Source organism: Lentilactobacillus diolivorans DSM 14421 (genome assembly GCF_001434255.1).
GTDB classification, from domain to species: Bacteria; Bacillota; Bacilli; order Lactobacillales; family Lactobacillaceae; genus Lentilactobacillus; species Lentilactobacillus diolivorans.
The window spans coordinates 1-18,460 of sequence record NZ_AZEY01000050.1; the positions used below are offsets into that span (position 1 = coordinate 1).

Annotated in this window: 19 protein-coding genes; 16 read left to right on the top strand and 3 right to left on the bottom strand. The window is 39.5% G+C overall.

The features are described from left to right. Window positions 1–135 precede the first annotated feature (135 nt). The 16 genes from tenA to FC85_RS05210 all read left to right on the top strand — a co-directional run bounded on the left by tenA (window position 136) and on the right by FC85_RS05210 (window position 15,330). Window positions 136–834, top strand: a complete 699-nt coding sequence (gene tenA / locus FC85_RS05135) for a thiaminase II (RefSeq protein ID WP_057864481.1) — start codon at window positions 136–138, stop codon at window positions 832–834. Window positions 835–1,098: 264 nt separating this feature from the next. Continuing rightward, entirely contained in the window at window positions 1,099–1,992 is an 894-nt protein-coding gene (locus FC85_RS05140) for an ABC transporter ATP-binding protein (RefSeq protein WP_057864482.1), read from the top strand. Then, window positions 1,989–3,212, top strand: a complete 1,224-nt coding sequence (locus tag FC85_RS05145) for an ABC transporter permease (protein ID WP_057864483.1) — start codon at window positions 1,989–1,991, stop codon at window positions 3,210–3,212. Before FC85_RS05140 ends, FC85_RS05145 begins: the two co-directional genes overlap by 4 nt. 725 nt (window positions 3,213–3,937) lie before the next feature. Further along, window positions 3,938–5,626 (top strand): peptide ABC transporter substrate-binding protein, encoded by a 1,689-nt coding sequence (locus FC85_RS05155; RefSeq protein WP_057864485.1) that lies wholly within the window; start codon window positions 3,938–3,940, stop codon window positions 5,624–5,626. A gap of 38 nt (window positions 5,627–5,664) precedes the next feature. Further along, the gene (locus FC85_RS05160) at window positions 5,665–6,615 is read left to right on the top strand and encodes an ABC transporter permease (protein ID WP_057864486.1); all 951 of its coding nucleotides are present in this window, start codon (window positions 5,665–5,667) and stop codon (window positions 6,613–6,615) included. Window positions 6,616–6,632: 17 nt separating this feature from the next. Beyond that, window positions 6,633–7,589, top strand: coding sequence for an ABC transporter permease (locus tag FC85_RS05165; protein ID WP_083484985.1), 957 nt, complete (start codon window positions 6,633–6,635; stop codon window positions 7,587–7,589). A gap of 11 nt (window positions 7,590–7,600) precedes the next feature. Continuing rightward, window positions 7,601–7,849, top strand: a complete 249-nt coding sequence (locus FC85_RS05170; RefSeq protein ID WP_057864487.1) for a hypothetical protein — start codon at window positions 7,601–7,603, stop codon at window positions 7,847–7,849. Window positions 7,850–7,989: 140 nt separating this feature from the next. After that, window positions 7,990–9,054 (top strand): ABC transporter ATP-binding protein, encoded by a 1,065-nt coding sequence (locus FC85_RS05175; RefSeq protein WP_057864488.1) that lies wholly within the window; start codon window positions 7,990–7,992, stop codon window positions 9,052–9,054. Further along, window positions 9,032–9,922 (top strand): ATP-binding cassette domain-containing protein, encoded by an 891-nt coding sequence (locus FC85_RS05180; RefSeq protein WP_057864489.1) that lies wholly within the window; start codon window positions 9,032–9,034, stop codon window positions 9,920–9,922. Before FC85_RS05175 ends, FC85_RS05180 begins: the two co-directional genes overlap by 23 nt. 273 nt (window positions 9,923–10,195) lie before the next feature. Continuing rightward, entirely contained in the window at window positions 10,196–10,936 is a 741-nt protein-coding gene (locus FC85_RS05185) for a hypothetical protein (protein ID WP_057864490.1), read from the top strand. Window positions 10,937–10,952: 16 nt separating this feature from the next. Further along, complete coding sequence (locus FC85_RS05190; RefSeq protein WP_057864491.1) at window positions 10,953–11,630, top strand: AAA family ATPase; 678 nt, start codon at window positions 10,953–10,955, stop codon at window positions 11,628–11,630. Window positions 11,631–11,716: 86 nt separating this feature from the next. Next, the gene (locus FC85_RS05195) at window positions 11,717–12,214 is read left to right on the top strand and encodes an AAA family ATPase (protein ID WP_057864492.1); all 498 of its coding nucleotides are present in this window, start codon (window positions 11,717–11,719) and stop codon (window positions 12,212–12,214) included. 14 nt (window positions 12,215–12,228) lie between these two features. Continuing rightward, a complete protein-coding gene (locus tag FC85_RS15980; protein ID WP_186825090.1) occupies window positions 12,229–12,381 on the top strand; it encodes a hypothetical protein in 153 nt (50 codons plus the stop codon). 63 nt (window positions 12,382–12,444) lie between these two features. Further along, window positions 12,445–12,975 (top strand): hypothetical protein, encoded by a 531-nt coding sequence (locus tag FC85_RS05200; protein ID WP_057864493.1) that lies wholly within the window; start codon window positions 12,445–12,447, stop codon window positions 12,973–12,975. Window positions 12,976–13,111: 136 nt separating this feature from the next. Next, window positions 13,112–13,894, top strand: coding sequence for a DUF6612 family protein (locus FC85_RS05205; RefSeq protein ID WP_147008606.1), 783 nt, complete (start codon window positions 13,112–13,114; stop codon window positions 13,892–13,894). A 131-nt stretch (window positions 13,895–14,025) separates the two neighbouring features. Next, complete coding sequence (locus tag FC85_RS05210) at window positions 14,026–15,330, top strand: D-serine ammonia-lyase (RefSeq protein ID WP_057864495.1); 1,305 nt, start codon at window positions 14,026–14,028, stop codon at window positions 15,328–15,330. 98 nt (window positions 15,331–15,428) lie between these two features. Here FC85_RS05210 and FC85_RS05215 read toward each other — a convergent pair whose 3' ends face one another. The 3 genes from FC85_RS05215 to FC85_RS05225 form a co-directional block, all read right to left on the bottom strand. Then, window positions 15,429–16,409: a serine hydrolase gene (locus FC85_RS05215; protein WP_057864496.1), complete on the bottom strand. Its 981-nt coding sequence runs from the start codon at window positions 16,407–16,409 to the stop codon at window positions 15,429–15,431. Further along, window positions 16,390–17,127 carry a hypothetical protein gene (locus FC85_RS05220; protein WP_057864497.1) on the bottom strand — a complete coding sequence of 246 codons (738 nt, stop codon included), beginning with the start codon at window positions 17,125–17,127 and terminating at the stop codon, window positions 16,390–16,392. The genes FC85_RS05215 and FC85_RS05220 overlap by 20 nt, the downstream gene beginning before the upstream one ends. Window positions 17,128–17,480: 353 nt before the next feature. Next, entirely contained in the window at window positions 17,481–18,410 is a 930-nt protein-coding gene (locus FC85_RS05225; RefSeq protein ID WP_057864498.1) for an AEC family transporter, read from the bottom strand. Between the last annotated feature and the right edge of the window lie 50 nt (window positions 18,411–18,460).

Sequence of the window (18,460 nt, forward strand, 5' to 3'; positions counted from 1 at the left end):
CGCAAACTTGCTTATATGACGGTGCTTATTGCTTTTAAGTAACTACCAACGTAGGGAAGTGATAGGCATGATATTAATGATGCCAAATCCGGTGAAGTGCTATTTGGAAATTTTGCATTTTAGGAGAGCCACACAATGAAATTTTCAGAACAATTAGTCGCTGCCGGGCAACCTATTTTAAATGAAATTTACAAGCATCCCTTTGTGGATGGAATTGGAAACGGCCAGCTACCCAAGCAGGCGCTGACCTTTTATGTTGGTCAGGATTTTAATTATCTTAATGCCTTTATTAAAGTTTATGCGGCTGCAATTCAAAAATCGGCAACCAGAGCTGACATGACCATTTTTGCAAAACAAATTGATTTTATTTTGAATAGTGAAATTCATCCGCACCACAATTTTTGCAATGTTGCCGGGGTTAAATACGAAACTTTGCAGCATGAAGCTCAGGCACCGGGGACCTACCTGTATAATGAACATATGTATAACGCTGCCAGAACTGGTGATCTGATTGATATTGTTTCGGCGATGACGCCTTGTCCATGGACTTACTTAGAAATCGCAAACCGGTTTGTTAAACAGGGTAAGAACTCTGATGATAACGTCTTTAAGCCGTGGATTGATTTCTATGCAAACATGGCGGATGATGGCGAGAGTGTTTTATCGCAGCTATTTGACTTGATTGATCGCGAAGCACCTAAATATGACCAGCACCATTTGGATGTTGTCAAAGAAGAATTTTTAAAGAGCTGTGAACTCGAATGGGATTTTTGGGACCAGGCTTATTATCAAAAGAGCTGGCAGTTTGTTGAACCAATGAAACAGTATCACTAAAACGAGTGAAGATCTGTTTTGATTGCGAATAATGATGATTTAAACCAGGTATAACTCATTTTCGATTATAATAAGACGCTTCAGCTAGTATTTCTGAGTAATGGAGAGATTGGCTGAGGTGTTTTTTATTCTAAAGATTAAATATCAAGTGGTGCTCATTTATTGATGTATAAATGCTTTGACATTGTTTCATTTCAATAAAGATTGCTTCAATAAATAATTCGGTTATGATATTATAAGATCAAATGAAAGGGGTTAACCAATATGCTGACACTTGAACATCTCCACAAACAATTTGGCAATCTGACTGCACTTGATGACGTTAGTTTCAAAGTGCCAGATGGTCAAATCACCGGTCTGATTGGTCAGAATGGTTCTGGTAAGTCAACGACGTTTCACAGTATTTTAAATTTTCTAAAGTATGATGGTACGATTCGCTGGCAGGGTAAGCCCATTACTGAATCTGTTTTTGATGAAATTGGGTATCTTCCAGAAGAGCGAAGTCTGATGCCTAAATTAACGATCGAACAGCAAATTGTTTACTTAGCAAGGCTGAAGGATCAACCAGCCAAAGTGATTCGGCCGCAAATCGATAACTGGTTAAAAAAGTTTGCGGTTAAAGGTAAAAAAACCGATCGAATTAAGAGCTTATCAAAGGGAAACCAGCAGAAAGTTCAGTTGATCTGTACGTTAATCCATCGACCTAAGTTGGTCATTTTGGATGAGCCATTTAGTGGCTTGGATCCAGTCAATGCGGATTTATTAAAACAAGCAATTTTGGAAACCAAAGCTCAAGGTGCCGCGATCATTTTTTCCAGTCATGATATGGCAAACGTTGAAAGCCTTTGCGATCAATTAGTCATGCTGCGAACAGGCGACGTTGTCTTAAACGGGAGCATTACAGATGTTCGAAATCAATTTGGTCGCTCGGAGCTTTATGTTACGACAGATTGGTCAGAAGAAAGACTGCGTCAGCTGCCACATGTAACGGATGTGAATCGACTTCGCGGCGATCGGTTTTTACTCCGACTGGACGATGAAAAAGCTGGTCCTGAAATTTTTCAACAATTAACCAATGGCCAGTATATTCAGGAGTTTAGTCAACAACCGCCGACCCTGGATGAAATCTTTAGAATGAAAGCGGGGATTAAACAATGAATAAAACTTGGATTGTGGCAGCAGAAACTTATTTGCGCCAGGTAAAATCGTGGAGCTTTGTTATGTTGGTCCTATCACCATTTGTTTTAATTGCAATTTCACTTGGAGTTGGTTATTTTAGCGCGACGTCAAGCGTTGATCAGACTAAAATTGCGGTTATTTCTAACCAGCCGGCGTTGCGGAAACAGTTTATTAAAGATAATCAAGATGATGTTAAGACGAGTGTGACGACTGTCAGCGCTGCTAAAAAGAAAGTGGCCAAGGATAACCTGGCAGGCTATCTGGTGATTTCTTCTGATGCCACAAAGGTTTCCGGCGTTTACCATGCTAATGACTCATTAAGTGGCGGCATGAGAACAAAGATTAATACCTTTTTGGGAAAGACACAACAACAACTAAATATTTCAAATGCTAAATTAAGTGCAGGTCAACTAAAGTCGCTAAACGAGCCACCCGCATTTAAGCAACAAATCAAAAAGAAGGTTAGTGGCGCTAGTTTAGCTAAAATGGCATCGTTTTGGATTTTGACATTTATGATATACATGGTTCTGATTACCTATTCATCAGTGACAGCCCAAGAGATTGCTTCTGAAAAGGGAACTAAGATCATGGAAATCATTTTCTCCAGTACGAAAGCATCGAAATACTTCATTGGCAAAATTGTTGGTGTGTTAATGGTTATTTTGACACAGATCGTGGTTTATTTGGTTGGCGGTTATGCTTTCTTTGAGTTAGCGATGCAGCTTGGAAAAGTTAAAGACTTTATGACCGAATACCATTCATTAGTCAGTGCGGTTGTTCGTAATTTGGTAAACGTTAATCTGGCATTTGTCTTGCTCGGCGTCATTATTTATACAATTGTTTCAGCCTTTAGTGGGGCACTGGTTGCTAAAGCCGAAGACGCGCCTAAAGCTGCTCAGCCGGCTATTTATTTGAGCATGATCGCGTTCTTTATTACGATTCCGTTTTCTAATAACGCTGATGCATTGTTGGTTAAGATTTTATCCTACGTTCCATTCTTTTCATCGTATTTCATGCCATTGCGGGTGATCAATTCTAATGCCAGTGGGTTAGAGATTGGTGTGTCACTAGTCATTCTAATTGCAAGCATTGCGGGACTGGTCATCTATATCAGTCGAATATATGAAGGATTGATCTTACAAACGGATGATACGAGTTTCTGGAAACGATTGAAGCGGGGACTGGCTTATCAGAAATAACAAATTGTGAATTTAAAATCATCGAATTATTAATGAAAAGGCTAAGCTGCCAATAAATGCAACTTGGGCCTTTTTTCTTTGGAAATGATGGCGATTTCTTAATGTTTTATTCTGATAAATGGATTTTCATTGATATTTTCAAATTAAATAAAATTTTTTTGAATTGCATTAATCACCCTTTTATAGGGACTTATGACTGGTTCGCAAACCAAATGAAAACCAACGCTAACTTACTTCTAATAAGTTGATTGATGCCATATGTAACCACGGTTAAGGGGAATTATACTATGCTAGCATGGATGATATACGCCGTGTTGACTTTAAGAAAATGATGAGTATACTCATTTTTAACAAATTAAGATATTGCTTTGACGAGAAGAGTAGTTGTTCGAATTAGATTCTAAAGAGAAAACCAGTTGCTGAAAAGGTTGAATTGAAAGGATAACGAATATGAGCTCGGAGCAATAGGTACGTGAAAGCGATGCCTACGCAAGGATGCGTTATGATCCCTGACTTATTCAGTTTGCTGATGAGTTGTTGAGGTGGTTGTTGTTAAGCAATCATGAACTTGGGTGGTAACGCGGAAGTACTCCGTCCCTATACAGTTAATTTGACTGTGTAAGGGCGGAGTTTTTTGTTGGGCAGATTTAAAGTGGGTGGTTTGTAGATTGTGTGATTTGGCTGTATGGGATTTTGTTGATAGCGAAATTGGAGGAGTGAAATTGATGGTAAACAGGTTAAGAAATGTTCTTTGGGCGGCGGCAGTGGCAGTTCCGTTGTCTCTGTTATTAGTGGGATGTGGACAGAAGTCCAGTAGTAGCAGTAATAAACAAGATTTAAACTTAGTGGAGGCGAATGATCCAACAACTTTAGATGTAAATGATGTCCGAAACTCAAATGAATTCGATATCTTAAATGCTACCCAAGAAGGGTTGTTCCGGACGGTATCGAAAAATGGCAAGGATTCTTTACAGTTAGCCGGAGCAAAATCTTACACTGTTTCTAAGGATGGGTTGCGTTACACGTTTAAATTAAGAAGTTCAAAATGGTCTGATGGTAAACCGGTTGTTGCACAAGATTATGTTGATTCGGTTCTTCGTGAATTAAATCCTAAAAACGGATTCGCGTACTCTACACTTGGTTATGATGTTAAAAACGCTCAGAAATATAATACTGGTAAAGCCACTGCAGCATCAGTAGGTGTGAAGGCACCTAATAAATCGACCTTTCAAATTACCCTTGCGCATCCGACCGCTAACTTTTTGCAAAAGTTATCAAATATTGCATTTTATCCTGTTCGATTGGATTTAATTAATAAGCACGGCAATAAATCGTGGAAAACGGACTGGAAGGATCAAGTATCAAATGGGGCCTTCAAAATTACCCAATGGAAGACTAACGACAAAATTGTACTAAAGAAGAATTCAAAGTTTTGGAATGCCAAAAAGGTCAAATTACAAAAAGTTACATATATTTCGAGTTCGAAAGATGCCACAATTTCCGCGCTGCTTCAGTCAGGGCAATTGGATGCCGTTGAGGCTAGTGGTACTCAAGCACTTGACTTTAAGAAAATTGCTAAAAGCGGTAAATTGAATGTTCGAAATCAACTGGGATCAGGGACTAATCTAATCGTGTTTAACCAAAAAACGGGTGGCACTCAGGGACTTCTGAAGAATACCAAGATCCGGAAAGCATTAACACTTGCAATTGACAGAAAGCAATATGACAAAATTATTTCTAGTGGTCAAGAGCAGCCGGCCCAGGGATATTTACCGGGTAGCGTAACGGTTGGTGGCACTAACTACCGCAAGTACGCTGGCAATATTTTAGCAGGGCCTGAGAAACAGTATAATAGTGCTGCTAAACTAAAAGGATTATTCCAACAAGGGCTTAAAGAGCTTGGAAAATCAACGAATCTGAGTAAAGTTAAGCTGGTTTATTTAACGGAAAACAGTAGTAGTGATGATAGTGATATTATTTCATTTATTAAGCAACAGTACAAAGACAAATTAGGGATTACCGTAAAGTCAAGTTCTCAGCCGGATGATGCTTCTTTTATTGCACAACGTGATAAAGGTAATTATGATCTTCTAACTAATGGCTGGTTTGGTGATTATAACGATCCCGAAACTTTCTTAGAACTTTGGGACTCCAGTAATGGTTTCCAGCGCTTCTTTGGTGGCTATAAAAATGCCAGTTATGACAAACTATTTGATTCGTTATCCAAGGTTAAGACGGATCAACAACGATTGAAAATTTATACGCAACTTGAAAAATTATTGATTACCAAAGACTTTGGCGTCGCGCCAACAACCGTCCCCAAGACCAAAGTGTTTATTTCAAAGTCACTACATGGCTATCAGACACCAATTTTTGGGCCGACATCAAACTATATCTATGCTTATAAGAAATAGCTTTAGCGTTGATCCCTGCGAAAGGAGGATAACAATTTATGCTAAAGATGATTCTTCGTCGAGCAGTTGAGTTATTGATTTCACTGTTTCTAATTGCTTCGGCAACATTCTTTTTGTTGGCAGCAATTCCAGGAGATGCTTTATCTGCACAAACCAATCGATTACCAGAGCAGGCCCGTAAACAAGTTTATAAAAATTCTGGATTGAATAAGCCTGTGATGACCCGATATGTGATTACGATGGATAACATGGTCCATGGAAAATTTGGTGAATCGATTGTGACACCAGGTCAAACAATGACAAAAGTTTTAAAAGAAAAGTTACCGGCTTCTGCACGGTTGGGAATTCAACAGATGCTTTTTGGCATTCCATTAGGCCTTATAATGGGTGTTTTGGCAGCTATCTATAAGAATCACTGGATTGATCGCTTCGTGACGGTGTTGAGTTTGCTATTGATGTCAGTTCCAAGTTTAGTGATTGGTTTATTATTGCAAAGCTACTTCGGTGGTAAGCTGGGTTGGTTTCCCATTATTGGTTGGCCTGAAGGAAACCAATTGTGGTGGGGTGGTTGGTCCTATACAATTTTACCAACACTTGCCGGTGGAATTGGCTATATTGCCGGATATGCACGATTACTAAAAAATTCAATGCTTGATGTTCTTGGTAGTGACTATATCCAAACAGCATATGCAAAGGGGTTGTCTGGCCGGAGTGTTATTTTACATCATATTATCAGAAATGCCTTTATTCCAGTCACAACCTCATTGCCGGTTTCAATCGCATTTGGTATCACGGGTTCTGTGTTTGTGGAAAGTATTTTTGTTATCCCTGGTGTTGGCCAATTTTTCGTTCAGGCGTTGACAAATCGGGATGTGCCAATTGTGCTGGGTGAAACGGTTCTCTTAGCAGCCCTGTATATTGTGACGCTGTTTATCACTGATATTTTGTATACAGTGATTGATCCACGAATTAAGCTCTATGAGAGTTAGAAAGGAGATGTCAATGAATGGCGGAAAGCCGGATACAGCAATCAGAAATATTTCATTTTGTTTCTCGCAATCAGCACGAGTTGTTAGCCAATCAGCAGCACTCACAGGCTAATGTATCCATTCATCGCAAGAGTGGTTTTGGGAAAACTGCAATCAGCAAATTCTTAAGCGAACCAATTACAGTCATTTGGTTAATCGTCTTGATACTGATAGTCGGTGCTGCCATTATTGGACCGTTGATTATTCATTATGATCCTAATCACATCGATGCTGCCTTGCAAAATCAGGCACCTAGTTTTGCCCATTTCTTCGGAACAGACAAGTTAGGTCGAGATTTGTTTGTGCGAACTTGCACTGGTTTGCAGGTTTCGTTATTAGTTGCCATTGTCAGTACCATATTATCAATTGTTTTTGGGACAGTCTATGGTGTCATTATGGCAGTTGCTGGTGGTTGGGTGGATGAAGTAATGATGAGAATCATTGAAATCTTTAACTCAATTCCAAGTCTTTTAATTACGATGATTTTAATGGCTGTTTTGGGTAACGGAATTGTGGCTTTGCTATTTGCGATTGCGATTACGTCGTGGGCGGATGCCGCCAGACAAACTCGTGGATTGGTGATGCAGTTACGAAATTTAGACTATGTAACGGCAGCAAAAATGCTGGATACACCTTTTTGGCGAACAACCACTCGACACTTTGTTCCCAACATGATGAGTATTTTAATCCTGGATATTGGTCAAAGTATCCCTGATAATATTTTTGCTGAAGCCAGTCTGAGTTTTTTAGGCCTGGGTCTTCAACCACCTAATACCAGTTTAGGAATTCTAATTTCTGTTGGCCAAGATCAAATGCTACAACATCCATATCAACTATATGTGCCGATTATTGTATTAATTCTTTTAGTTCTGGCATTCAATATTGTTGGTGATGGTGTCAGAGATGCGTTAGATCCTAAATATCAGGATAAATAAAGGAAATTTGAATGAAAACTAAAACGCAAACTAAACAAATAGTTGTCGAAACCAAGCAAATACTTCAAATAGTTGGTTATTCGTTGTCACTGGGTTTCATACTATCAGTTTTTGGAACGTGGCTGAACCGGTCACGATCATTAAGTAATTTTACAGCAGAGATGACTCGTTTCTATCTGGTTGTTACGGCAGTCCTAATGCTGTTTATCGCCATTCATCTGATAATGAACCAACGATATTTACATCATCCTGTTCATTGACTGACAATTACTTACCAATCATTCCAAAAGGGAAAATTGTCACCTACCGTCACACTCTTAATATTGACAATAATCAGTTTAGTGTTCGTGCAACTATTTAGTTGGTTAACAAATATGTTGGAAGGAAGGTTAATGTTCTAATGGTAAAGGTAATTGAGGCAAAAAAACTTCAGGTCACAATCCAAACCAACGAGGGTCCCCTTTATGCTGTCCGAGGCGTTGACCTGGATCTCTTTCAGGGGGAAACGTTGGCATTAGTTGGTGAATCCGGGTCTGGAAAGTCGATTGCCACCCATTCACTAATGGGGTTATTACCGAAAAATGCAAAAGTAACCGCGGATAAGCTGGCATTTGGTAAAACCGATTTGTTGAATTTAACCAAGTCACAAGAGCAGCAAATTCGTGGTGCTAAAATTTCAATGATCTTTCAGGATCCTTTAAGCGCTTTAAATCCCACGATGCGTGTTGGTAAACAAATTGCTGAAGCGCTGACACATCACCAACATATTAGTCACCACGAGTTAAAGCAACGTGTTTTACGACAGATTAAGGATGTCGGCATTCCCAATCCAAGTCAAACTTATCGGAAGTATCCCCATCAGCTTTCTGGTGGCCAACGTCAGCGAATTTTGATTGCAATGGCATTAATTGATCATCCAGAGGTACTGATTGCCGATGAGCCAACAACGGCATTGGACGTAACCATTCAGGCACAAATTTTACAGTTGTTAAAACAGCAGAAGCAAAAATATGGGCTTTCGATGATTTTTATTACGCATGATATGGGCGTTGTGGCTGCAATAGCTGATCGGGTAGCGGTAATGTATGCTGGTGAAATTATTGAGGTTGGGACAGCCGAAGAAATATTTTATCATCCACAGCATCCATATACATGGGGGCTGCTTGAAGCTGTTCCAAGCGAACAAAACCCGGATGAAAAACTATTCACATTACCGGGGACGCCACCGGATTTGAAAACAATTAGTAAAGGTGACCCATTCGCACCGCGGAACCCATATGCATTGGATATTGATTTTGAACAAAAGCCCCCTGTATTTCAGTTATCAGACACTCATTTCGTGAAGTCATGGTTACTTGATAAAAGAACGCCGGCTTATACCCCTCCAGAAACAATCCAAAAGCGGTGGCAGACTTTTAAGGCAAGACAGAGGGGGCGGCTGAATGAAGCAAGTATCAGTGTTTAATGTGAGTCACCTGTCAGTGGTCTTTGGTAAGAATCGCCAACGGCAAATGGCGGTTAATGACGTTAGTTTTCAAATTCCACGTGGGAAAACGATTGGATTAGTCGGTGAGTCAGGGAGCGGTAAATCAACGATTGCTCGAGCAATTTCAAAAATTGGACCAATTACGTCTGGGAGAGTTAATTATGAAGGAAAATCAATTGAACAGTTTAATTCTGCAGATAAACGAAAATTTCGGCGTAACGTTCAAATGATCTTTCAAGATCCCTTTGAATCACTCAACCCACGACTAAAAGTTGGTGAAATTATTGCAGAAGGAATTGATAATTTTCATCTTGCCAAAAACAAGCATGATCGATTTCATCAGGTTGAGGCATTGCTGATCTCTGTTGGCTTACCCGTTGACGCTATCGATCGTTATCCTCACGAGTTTTCTGGTGGTCAGAGGCAGAGAATTGGAATTGCCCGGGCGTTGGCGATTCAGCCTAAGTTTCTGATTTTAGACGAACCGGTTTCCGCTCTGGATGTTTCTATTCAGGCCCAAATTATTAATTTACTAAAAGATATTCAGAAGCAGCGCAACCTCACGTATCTATTTATCGCTCATGATCTGTCAATTGTTCGCTATATTAGTGATTCAATTTTAGTGATGTATAAGGGGAGAATAGTTGAAACGGGGCCGGCAGAAGAAGTATATCAGCACCCATTGCATCAATATACACGATCTTTGCTGTCTGCTGCCCCCCAAGCTGATCTATATTATGAACGAAGGAAGAAATTTGTAACTTATGATCGTGATCAATTCAACCTAACGGGTAAATTGGTTGAAGTGGAGCCGGATCACTGGGTATTGCAAGCGCCAGCTAAATAGTTTTTGATCAGCGGTTGGAGATGGTTTTCTCTAACCGTTTTCACGTTAATTCTCATCTTTAATTTAGAAGATTATGTGTAATAGATATTACCAAATTGTAGGAACGTTTGTACGCGCCGATGGTATTCTCGAACGAATTGATTCAGTAAGCCCATTGATTTTTTCTCATAATGCTTTAATATTAAGAGAAATAATGTGACTAAATGCTAATGCTTTCAATTACTTTAGTCGATGATGATGTTTGTAAGTCCATAGTCTATAGGAGATGTGAAAATGTTCAAGAAGCTCTCTGCTTTAAGTAAATTTGAGGTTAACATAGCATTAGATGATAAAGGCCTCTTTATTTACACCCTGGTTTTTCCGGCACTTTACTTTATTTACGCGTTCTTTAGCAGTAGTCATGATCTTACTAACCTCGCTATTCGGTATCATTTGTTGGGATTCTGGAGCTATATCATTTTGAGTGGTATTTTAAATCAAGTGATCACGGCAATGATTAGTATGCGGGAAAACAACTTTTTGAAAATGTTTACGTTTATCTCAGGTGATCGACGATTAATTTTTTATGCGAATTTAATTCCACAGACGCTAGTTATTCAAGCTGAAATTCTGATTTTTGATATCATTGCGGCTGTGTTCTATCGACCGGATTTAGAAATCCTGGAATTTATGTTTGCCTGCTGGTTACTGAACTTTATTATCATCCCGGTAGTGGCCTTTTATACCAGCTTCTTGTTGGCGATTCCAATGAGAACTCAAACATTGGGCGTGTTCATGACGGGATACTTGTTGCTGGCATTGCTATTGTCGTATGGGACAACTTCCAAATTACTCAACATCTTGTTGGTTATTATTAACCCAAGCAGCTTTGTTGTAGGTGTTTATAGCTTATTCTTTGCGCAGACCGATCTAATGACGACACTGATTACGGTGAGTGTTGCCGGGCTTGCCTATGTCATTGTCGGAAATGTGATTGTAGCAAAAATGAGTTTAAATTCGGTAATCAGTCGTTAGTTAAGAGGAGAAAATAATGGAAATTAAGGATTTTACATACACGTTGCCGGATAAGCGTCAGTTGTACGATCATTTAAATGCTCATTTTGAAGACGATAAGGTTAACATTTTACTGGGACCAAACGGTGTCGGTAAAACGACTTTGCTGGATTTTATTTCAACGGTTAAGCCACGAGACCTATCATCATTTGAAGGGTTTCCGGCATTCAAACAGATTGCGTATCAAATTCAAGGGGTGCCCTTTATTTACGAAGCAACGGTCTATAATACGATTAAAATGGTTATGGATATTCAAACGCCAAATAACCGGTTTACCAAGGCTGATTTACCTGACGTGCTCCAAAAAGTTGCTGATGTAAAATATGGTAAATTATCAGGTGGTCAAAGACAGTTGGTTATTATTGATGCCTTCTCACGATTAAATCGCCAGTTGTATCTGTTTGATGAACCAGAAAGCGGGCTGGACCCACGAATGGCACAGGTGGTGATGCAGCGGATTCAGCAATTGAATTCTGAGGGTAAAAAGATTATTTTAACATCGCATCAATTTCAAAATATTAATAATGATCACTATCATTTACTTTTTTTGAAGGACGGTAAAATTCGGTTTGAGGGGTCACCATCCGAATTTTTGAAACGTGAGGGAACGAGTGATTTGGTTCAAGCATACATTAAAACAGATGAGGATCAGTAATTAAAATAATTGGGGGAATTCAAGCAGCTAAAGTTGCTTGAGTCCTCCTTTTTGTTTTATTAGCCGATTGCGATTGGAGTGATTTGATGAAGCGGTTGATTTTTATTGGTGGCCCAATGGGGATTGGTAAGACGACGATTGGTAGGGCATTAGTTAAAAATGAATTAGCAAATGCCGTCTTTTTGGATGGCGATTGGTGTTGGGATTTGAGTCCATTCATTGTGAACGACGAGAATAAACAGATGGTAGTTCGGAACATTCAATTTTTATTAAATTCATTTATTGAAAATTCTAAAATTGAAAACATTGTCTTTGTTTGGGTGATGCATCAGCAAGCTATTATTGATCGAATCATGGCAGGTCTAATTGATGATTATCAATTTGTTTCAATTTCGCTGGTTGCAACTCCAGAAGCCTTAAGGAAACGTTTTAACAAGGATGTCACCAAAGGCATTCGTGAAAATCAAGCAGTCAGTGGCGCAGTGGCACGGTTACCGTTATATGCCGCTGTCAATTCGCAAAAAATTGATGTGACGAATCAAACAGTTTTTCAGACGGTTGCAGAGATTATGAAGTTACTTTAGAGAGGATGATTGAAATGGAAAAGTTGGGTATCATTGGTGGCACTGGTCCAGAATCAACGTTGGCATACTACCGTCAGTTAAATTATGGCTTCCAGAAGCGATTAAGCAAGAAAGTTTACAATTGCCTGTGTTGGATCCAATATAAAGCCACATTCAGTATTTACTAAATCGGATGACTTTCCATATTGCAACCCCAAAATAAAAAACCGGAAACTTAGGAGAGGCTAAAAATGACAAAACTCAAGTTAAGCAAATTCACGCAATACTCTTTGATTGGTTGGACCATCTTAATGATCATCTTTTGGCTTAGCATTGCCAAGGGAAATTTATTTAAACCGATTCCACTGCATTTTACGTTTCATTTTACCAATATATTTGGTTATTTATGGGTTCGGTTCATCCTGTTAGCTGCTTACGTTATTTTTTCGATTGTTCCGTGGAGAAATATCGTGATTTTACCATCTTTGCCGGTTCTGGGATCAATTGTTTTGGCGATTCTGACTGTTATTCCAATTATCATGACTGGTAATCTGGTTGGCATTATCTTGGATATTTGTGCCGTTATCGCGCACATTGTTTTTGCCTATTATGCCTTGCTAACTAGCATTCAGATTATTCACAACGTTCAGTATCATTGGCGTGGCAACTACTTTTTGAGTTGGTTGGTGACGGTGGGGATTAAATTGAAAACGAATTGGTTGCCATTAGTTGGATCGGCGCTTATCTACAGCGTGATTAATATCATTTTAGAGGCCAAATAATAATTAGCGAACCCGGTTTCAATTATTTTCATGTTTACGTGAAATGGCTGTTGGTGATCGTTAATAATGGATTAGCAGTTTGTGGTATTCTTAATCATATTAAATCATTTCCAGATAATTCTGCGGGAGAATAGTTATGATGAAAAAATGGTTAGTTCCAGTAGTTGCCGGTATGGGATTGCTTTTGACAGGGTGTGTTAAAGGCCAAACGCAAACCGTTGACCCAAAAATTGGAACAGTTATTGAAAAGTCTCAACAAGCAACCCAAAAAATCAAAAGCGGCGAGGCCAAAATTGTGACTCGAACAATTGCCAATCAACGGACAATATCTGGAACAATTAGTGGGAAGTTTGGCTCAAATCCGCTTGTGATGAAGGTTAAGTTGGCTAATGGTGGCAGCAGTCGGATTCATTATTACATCACCAACCGCATGATTTATAGCAAACCCAAGCACCAATGGATTAAACAAAAAGTTAATTCGAAAAGTCCGATTGTAGCAAACTTAAAGGCCCAAATGACGGCTAAAAGTGGTCAAAAAGGATTAGGGATGCTTGGACATCATCTGAAGAAAGCAAAGACTCAAGCAAATTATCGTCTATCCTACCATGGTATTGGGAAGTTAGGCAGTCACACCGCCAAGCAACTGATCCTGGCTGAGTCTGGAAATTCATCAGCAGCCAAGCAGATGATGAAACATTTAAAGATCACCAAATTTAGCTATCTATATCTCGTTAATAAGACAGATTATTTACCAAGAAAGCTGGCCATTACCATGGGATATACGATGGGTTCGTCGAAAAAAGCAGTAACTGAAAAGTTGATGGGTAACTATCAATATTTAAATCAAGTAAAGAAGTTTACCATTCCAAAATCTGTGAAAACATCAGCTGAATGGGCATCTATAAGCACACCAATGTAACTTCGTAAACTAACGTTGATCTGGGAGCATGTTTAATTATTAGCAAAGTTTTTAACTTTTCACAGTTAGTCGCAATTTTAGCGGGATATAATAGTCGCGAAATCTTTCAGACATATAAGGAGATCAGCGATATGACAATTGATCAAACGCTTATGACAAAGTATCCACAAGTTAGTGACTTGGCACATGAGAAGCCTATCTTCTGGCGGAATCCTGATTATGGACAAAAGGTGCCATTACCCTTTAGTCGGGCTGATATTTTTGATGCTGTTGCCAGATGGGAACGATTTGCGCCTTATTTAGCACAGGCATTTCCAGAAACAGCTAAAATGCATGGGATTATTGAATCACCACTGGTTCGTTTGGATCGAATGCAAAATCAATGGAATAATGATCACACTTCCGATTTGGCTGGTGGACTTTATCTTAAAGCTGACAGCCAGTTGCCGATTTCGGGTTCGATAAAATCACGCGGTGGGATCTATGAAGTCTTGAAATTTGCTGAAAAGATTGCGACAACTAAGGGTGATTTGGTTTATATGGATGATTATAGTGTCCTTGCGTCTGAAAAGTATCACAAACTTTTCGCGAACTATGGCGTTTCCGTTGCGTCTACTGGTAACCTTGCTTTGAGTGTTGGCATTGTTGCTGCAACGTTTGGATTTAAAACAACCGTCTATATGTCCCATGATGCTCGTCAGTGGAAAAAAGACAAATTAAGAGCGAATGGGGTGACCGTTAAGGAATTCGATACTGATTTTTCCGATGTCATTCCGATTGCGAGAAACGACGCTGCCGCCGACCCTAAAACCCATTTTATTGATGATGAGGGCTCATCGGACTTGTTTTTGGGTTATGCGGTTGCTGGTGTACGATTGCAAAAACAGTTAAAGGATCAACATATTAAGGTTGATCGCCAGCATCCAGTACTGGTTTATCTACCGGCTGGCGTTGGTGGCAGTCCGAGCGGTGTCACGTTTGGGCTAAAATCAATTATTGGACCGTATATTCACGCTATTTTTTGCGAACCGACCCATGTACCTTCTGTAACGCTGGGGATGATGACGAAGCTTAACAGTAAAATTTCTGTCTATGATATCGGGTTGGATGGCTTGACTGCAGCAGATGGATTGGCAGTTGGTCGACCGTCTCGATTAGCAGGAAAGGTGATGCGAACCTTGTTATTCGGCAGTGTGACATTTAAAGATGACCAAATTTATCGTTACGTTACTGAGTTAATGGATACACAAAAAATAATGGTTGAACCTTCTGCCGCAGCCGGATTTACGGCTATTGCGCCCGTTATTAAAGAAGTTCCTGCTTTTAATACAGCCAACGCAACTCATATTGTCTGGGCAACTGGCGGTAACATGATGCCGGAAAGTGAGCGGAAAGTTGATTATGCAAAGGGTAAGGCGTTATTGACAAATTATTAAAATAATTGTTTGCCTGCGTTTAAAAAGGAGACGGAAGCAAAGCAAAGAATTTAAACTTTGCTTTGATCCCGTCTTTTTTTCTATCCTGCTGTTCAAAGCTAATGGAAAATAATGGTATACAAGTTTTCACCGAGCTGTTGCATTGCGTTTATTTGCTTGGTTTGGACACCATTTTCTGATAGCACAACAACGATAAATGCCTGGTTGCCTTTCTTGATAATTGCGGCATCATTTTGAACGCCATACTGAGGAAATTCTCCGGTTTTATTATAAATGACTGATTTTTGATTGATAAGTGCGGGTAGTTTGCTTTGATTAGCATTGTGCCTGAGTAATTGCAGCATTGCAGAGTCATAAGGATTTCTCAATACATGATGGTGATAAAGCCTTACCAAAATTTTCCCGATATCCTTTGAAGTCGTTAAATTATCTTTTCCACTTTGTAATGCTTGGTAATCCAACATTTTTCGTTGTAATTTCGTGTGGTTACAATTTAGACGCCTAATTTCCTCGTTAACGATATTTAGGCCCCCTAAATGATCAATCAAGACATTGGTGGCTGAATTGTCACTATTTCGGATCATGAGCTTTAGTAGCTCGCTGACGGAAACTTGGTGAACAGCTTGGTTGGCTAATTCACCGGTACTATCAACTCGGTCACTTTTAGGAAACGAGACTAACTGATTAAGTTTTAAGCGGCCTGTCTGTATTTGATGAAAAGTGTCAATCATGATAAACAACTTAATAACACTTGCTGACCGTTGGACTTGGTTGTTGGTAACAATTAGTTGGCCGTTGTTGAGACTATCGACAAAAACTGATGTTTTGCCGGCAGATGATTTGATACATTGTTTTTCGGCTGCTAATATTTTATGCTTTAGTTCGACACCTTGTGAATTGGTTTTTCTCCGGCTGGCTTTTTTGGCAACTTGTATGTGTCTGGAATTACTTTGACTGGATAAAGTTTGGCTGGACTTCGCCGGTCGCTTATCATCTGCTGATTGTTTATTGGCCGAACAACCCCCAATCAAAATCAATCCAAGCACAATGCCTAGTAATTTACTGAACCCAAACTTCATTGACTAAATCCCCGCTATAGGTCTTCCCATCAGTCAAAACCGCACCGCCATCATAAGAAGTATAACCATAGTACGTTTCATTTTGGCCATTACTCCAGGTGACAACAATTTTTACATTTGAATTAATTGATTTTGTTCGATTTGTATCAGAGGTGACATCGTATGATAAAATACCACTTTGACTATATGACGAAATTGTTGCAACCCCATGAAAACTAGTACCGTCAGTATTTTCCTGAACGACGGTTCCGTCTGAATCGATAATCAGGTCGCTTTGAAGGCGATCAGGGTCATAATTATAGAAGGTATAGTCACCAACGAACTTTGGATAGCTTGAAAAGCTGTTGTTGGTGTTTAAATTAGTTGTTGATCCGTTACTTGTTGCCGCTTGATTTTGTTTTTTACCTTGCTTTAGTAGAAAAGCATCATTGCTCTTCTGAATTTGAAAATATTCAGTCTTGAGCGCGCTGAATCCTTTTTTGCCCAGATCAGCAATCCGAATCCCATTTAAAGCCTTGTTGGATGCCTTATAATGACCATTTTCATTGAAATCTCTTGCAGTCTTGATAATGCCCTCATACTCAGAAATTTTGTCTTGATTTTTAAGGGTGACTTTAGTGGAACTGCTGGAACTCTGACTGGCTTTAGAATTTCCACAGCCGGAAAGTCCTAATGTGGCTACAGCCAATAAGCCTAATAGAACGGAAACTTTTTTCATTTGGAATACCCCTCAATATGTGTAATCTTTACTTCATTATTATCATAGGCTAAGATTTCAGTTAATACAATTCGATTATTAAAATAAATCATCCGATTTTTGAGTTGTTATTAAATGTCGGTTAAAACAGATTATAATGGGATTTCTAAAGAACAAGCTTAGATAATTAGGCCATAAAGCCCGAACTGCCTTTCTTCGCGTTTCTTCCGGGTAACGATCGTGCATACACGAAGAAGAGACTGGGATAAACGAGGATTGTCCCAGTCGATCTATCATCGCCAACACGGAAAAAGCGCGGTCCACTCTTGTCCGTGTTTGGCAGATGAAATTTTGATGGATAGTTAAACGCTTTTTCACCAGTTCATTACCGCAAATACCAATGGAATCGTGATTAAGCTAAGAATAGTTGATAAACTCATTAGTGCAACGGCTGGACTGGCATCCCCTTTGGCTTGTAACGTAAATAGAACAACAATTCCGGCAACCGGGCACGCTGCCATTAAAATGGTTGTGTCAAGGGCAATCCCTGAAACGCCAAGTAACGTCAGCACTAAAATAGCAACGACCGGGAAAATCAGATTTCGAAAGATCAGTGCCAACCAAAGGTGCCAATCAATCAGTTGCCGGCTGATTTTGATGTTAGCGAGGCTATTGCCGATGACGATCATCGAGAGCGGCGTGTTAATTGAACTGACGTAGTGAACAACTTCGTTAACAGGACCGGGTAGTTGATATGAAACGCTAAAAATGATCAGTCCCAAAATAATAGCGATAATATTGGGATTGATGATAATTTCCCGGATATTCTGCCACCGGTCATTGGTTGTTGCCTTATTTTTGAACAGCGAAACGCCATGGGTCCAACTGAAGATATTGAAGCCGGCTAAAGAAGCAACCGCAAAAAAGACACCTGAGTTGCCAAACAAGGCGCTAGTCAGCGGAACCCCCATGAATCCGGCATTGGAATAAATGCTGCCATATTTGGCAATTCGACGAAGGTTGTGATCTTTTATTCCTGAAAAAGCAAATTTGGCAATTGTGATTTCGACAATATAAAAAATCGCAATCCCAAGGCAAACCAGTAATAATTGTTGCATCCGGTTTGCGGAATATCGTTGTTCAAAGGCACCGATAATCAGGCAGGGGGATACGATGTAAAGCAGGATGTTGGTTAAATCGTTGGAGGTTTGTGAATGCATAAAATTGAGTTTATTGATTAATACGCCAACCAACATCAAACAAAACATTAATCCGATTTGGTTAGTTAGTTGTCCTAAAGCCATGCTGTCACTCCTTTTCATAAAAATCTTATATAAAATTATAACCCGAAAAT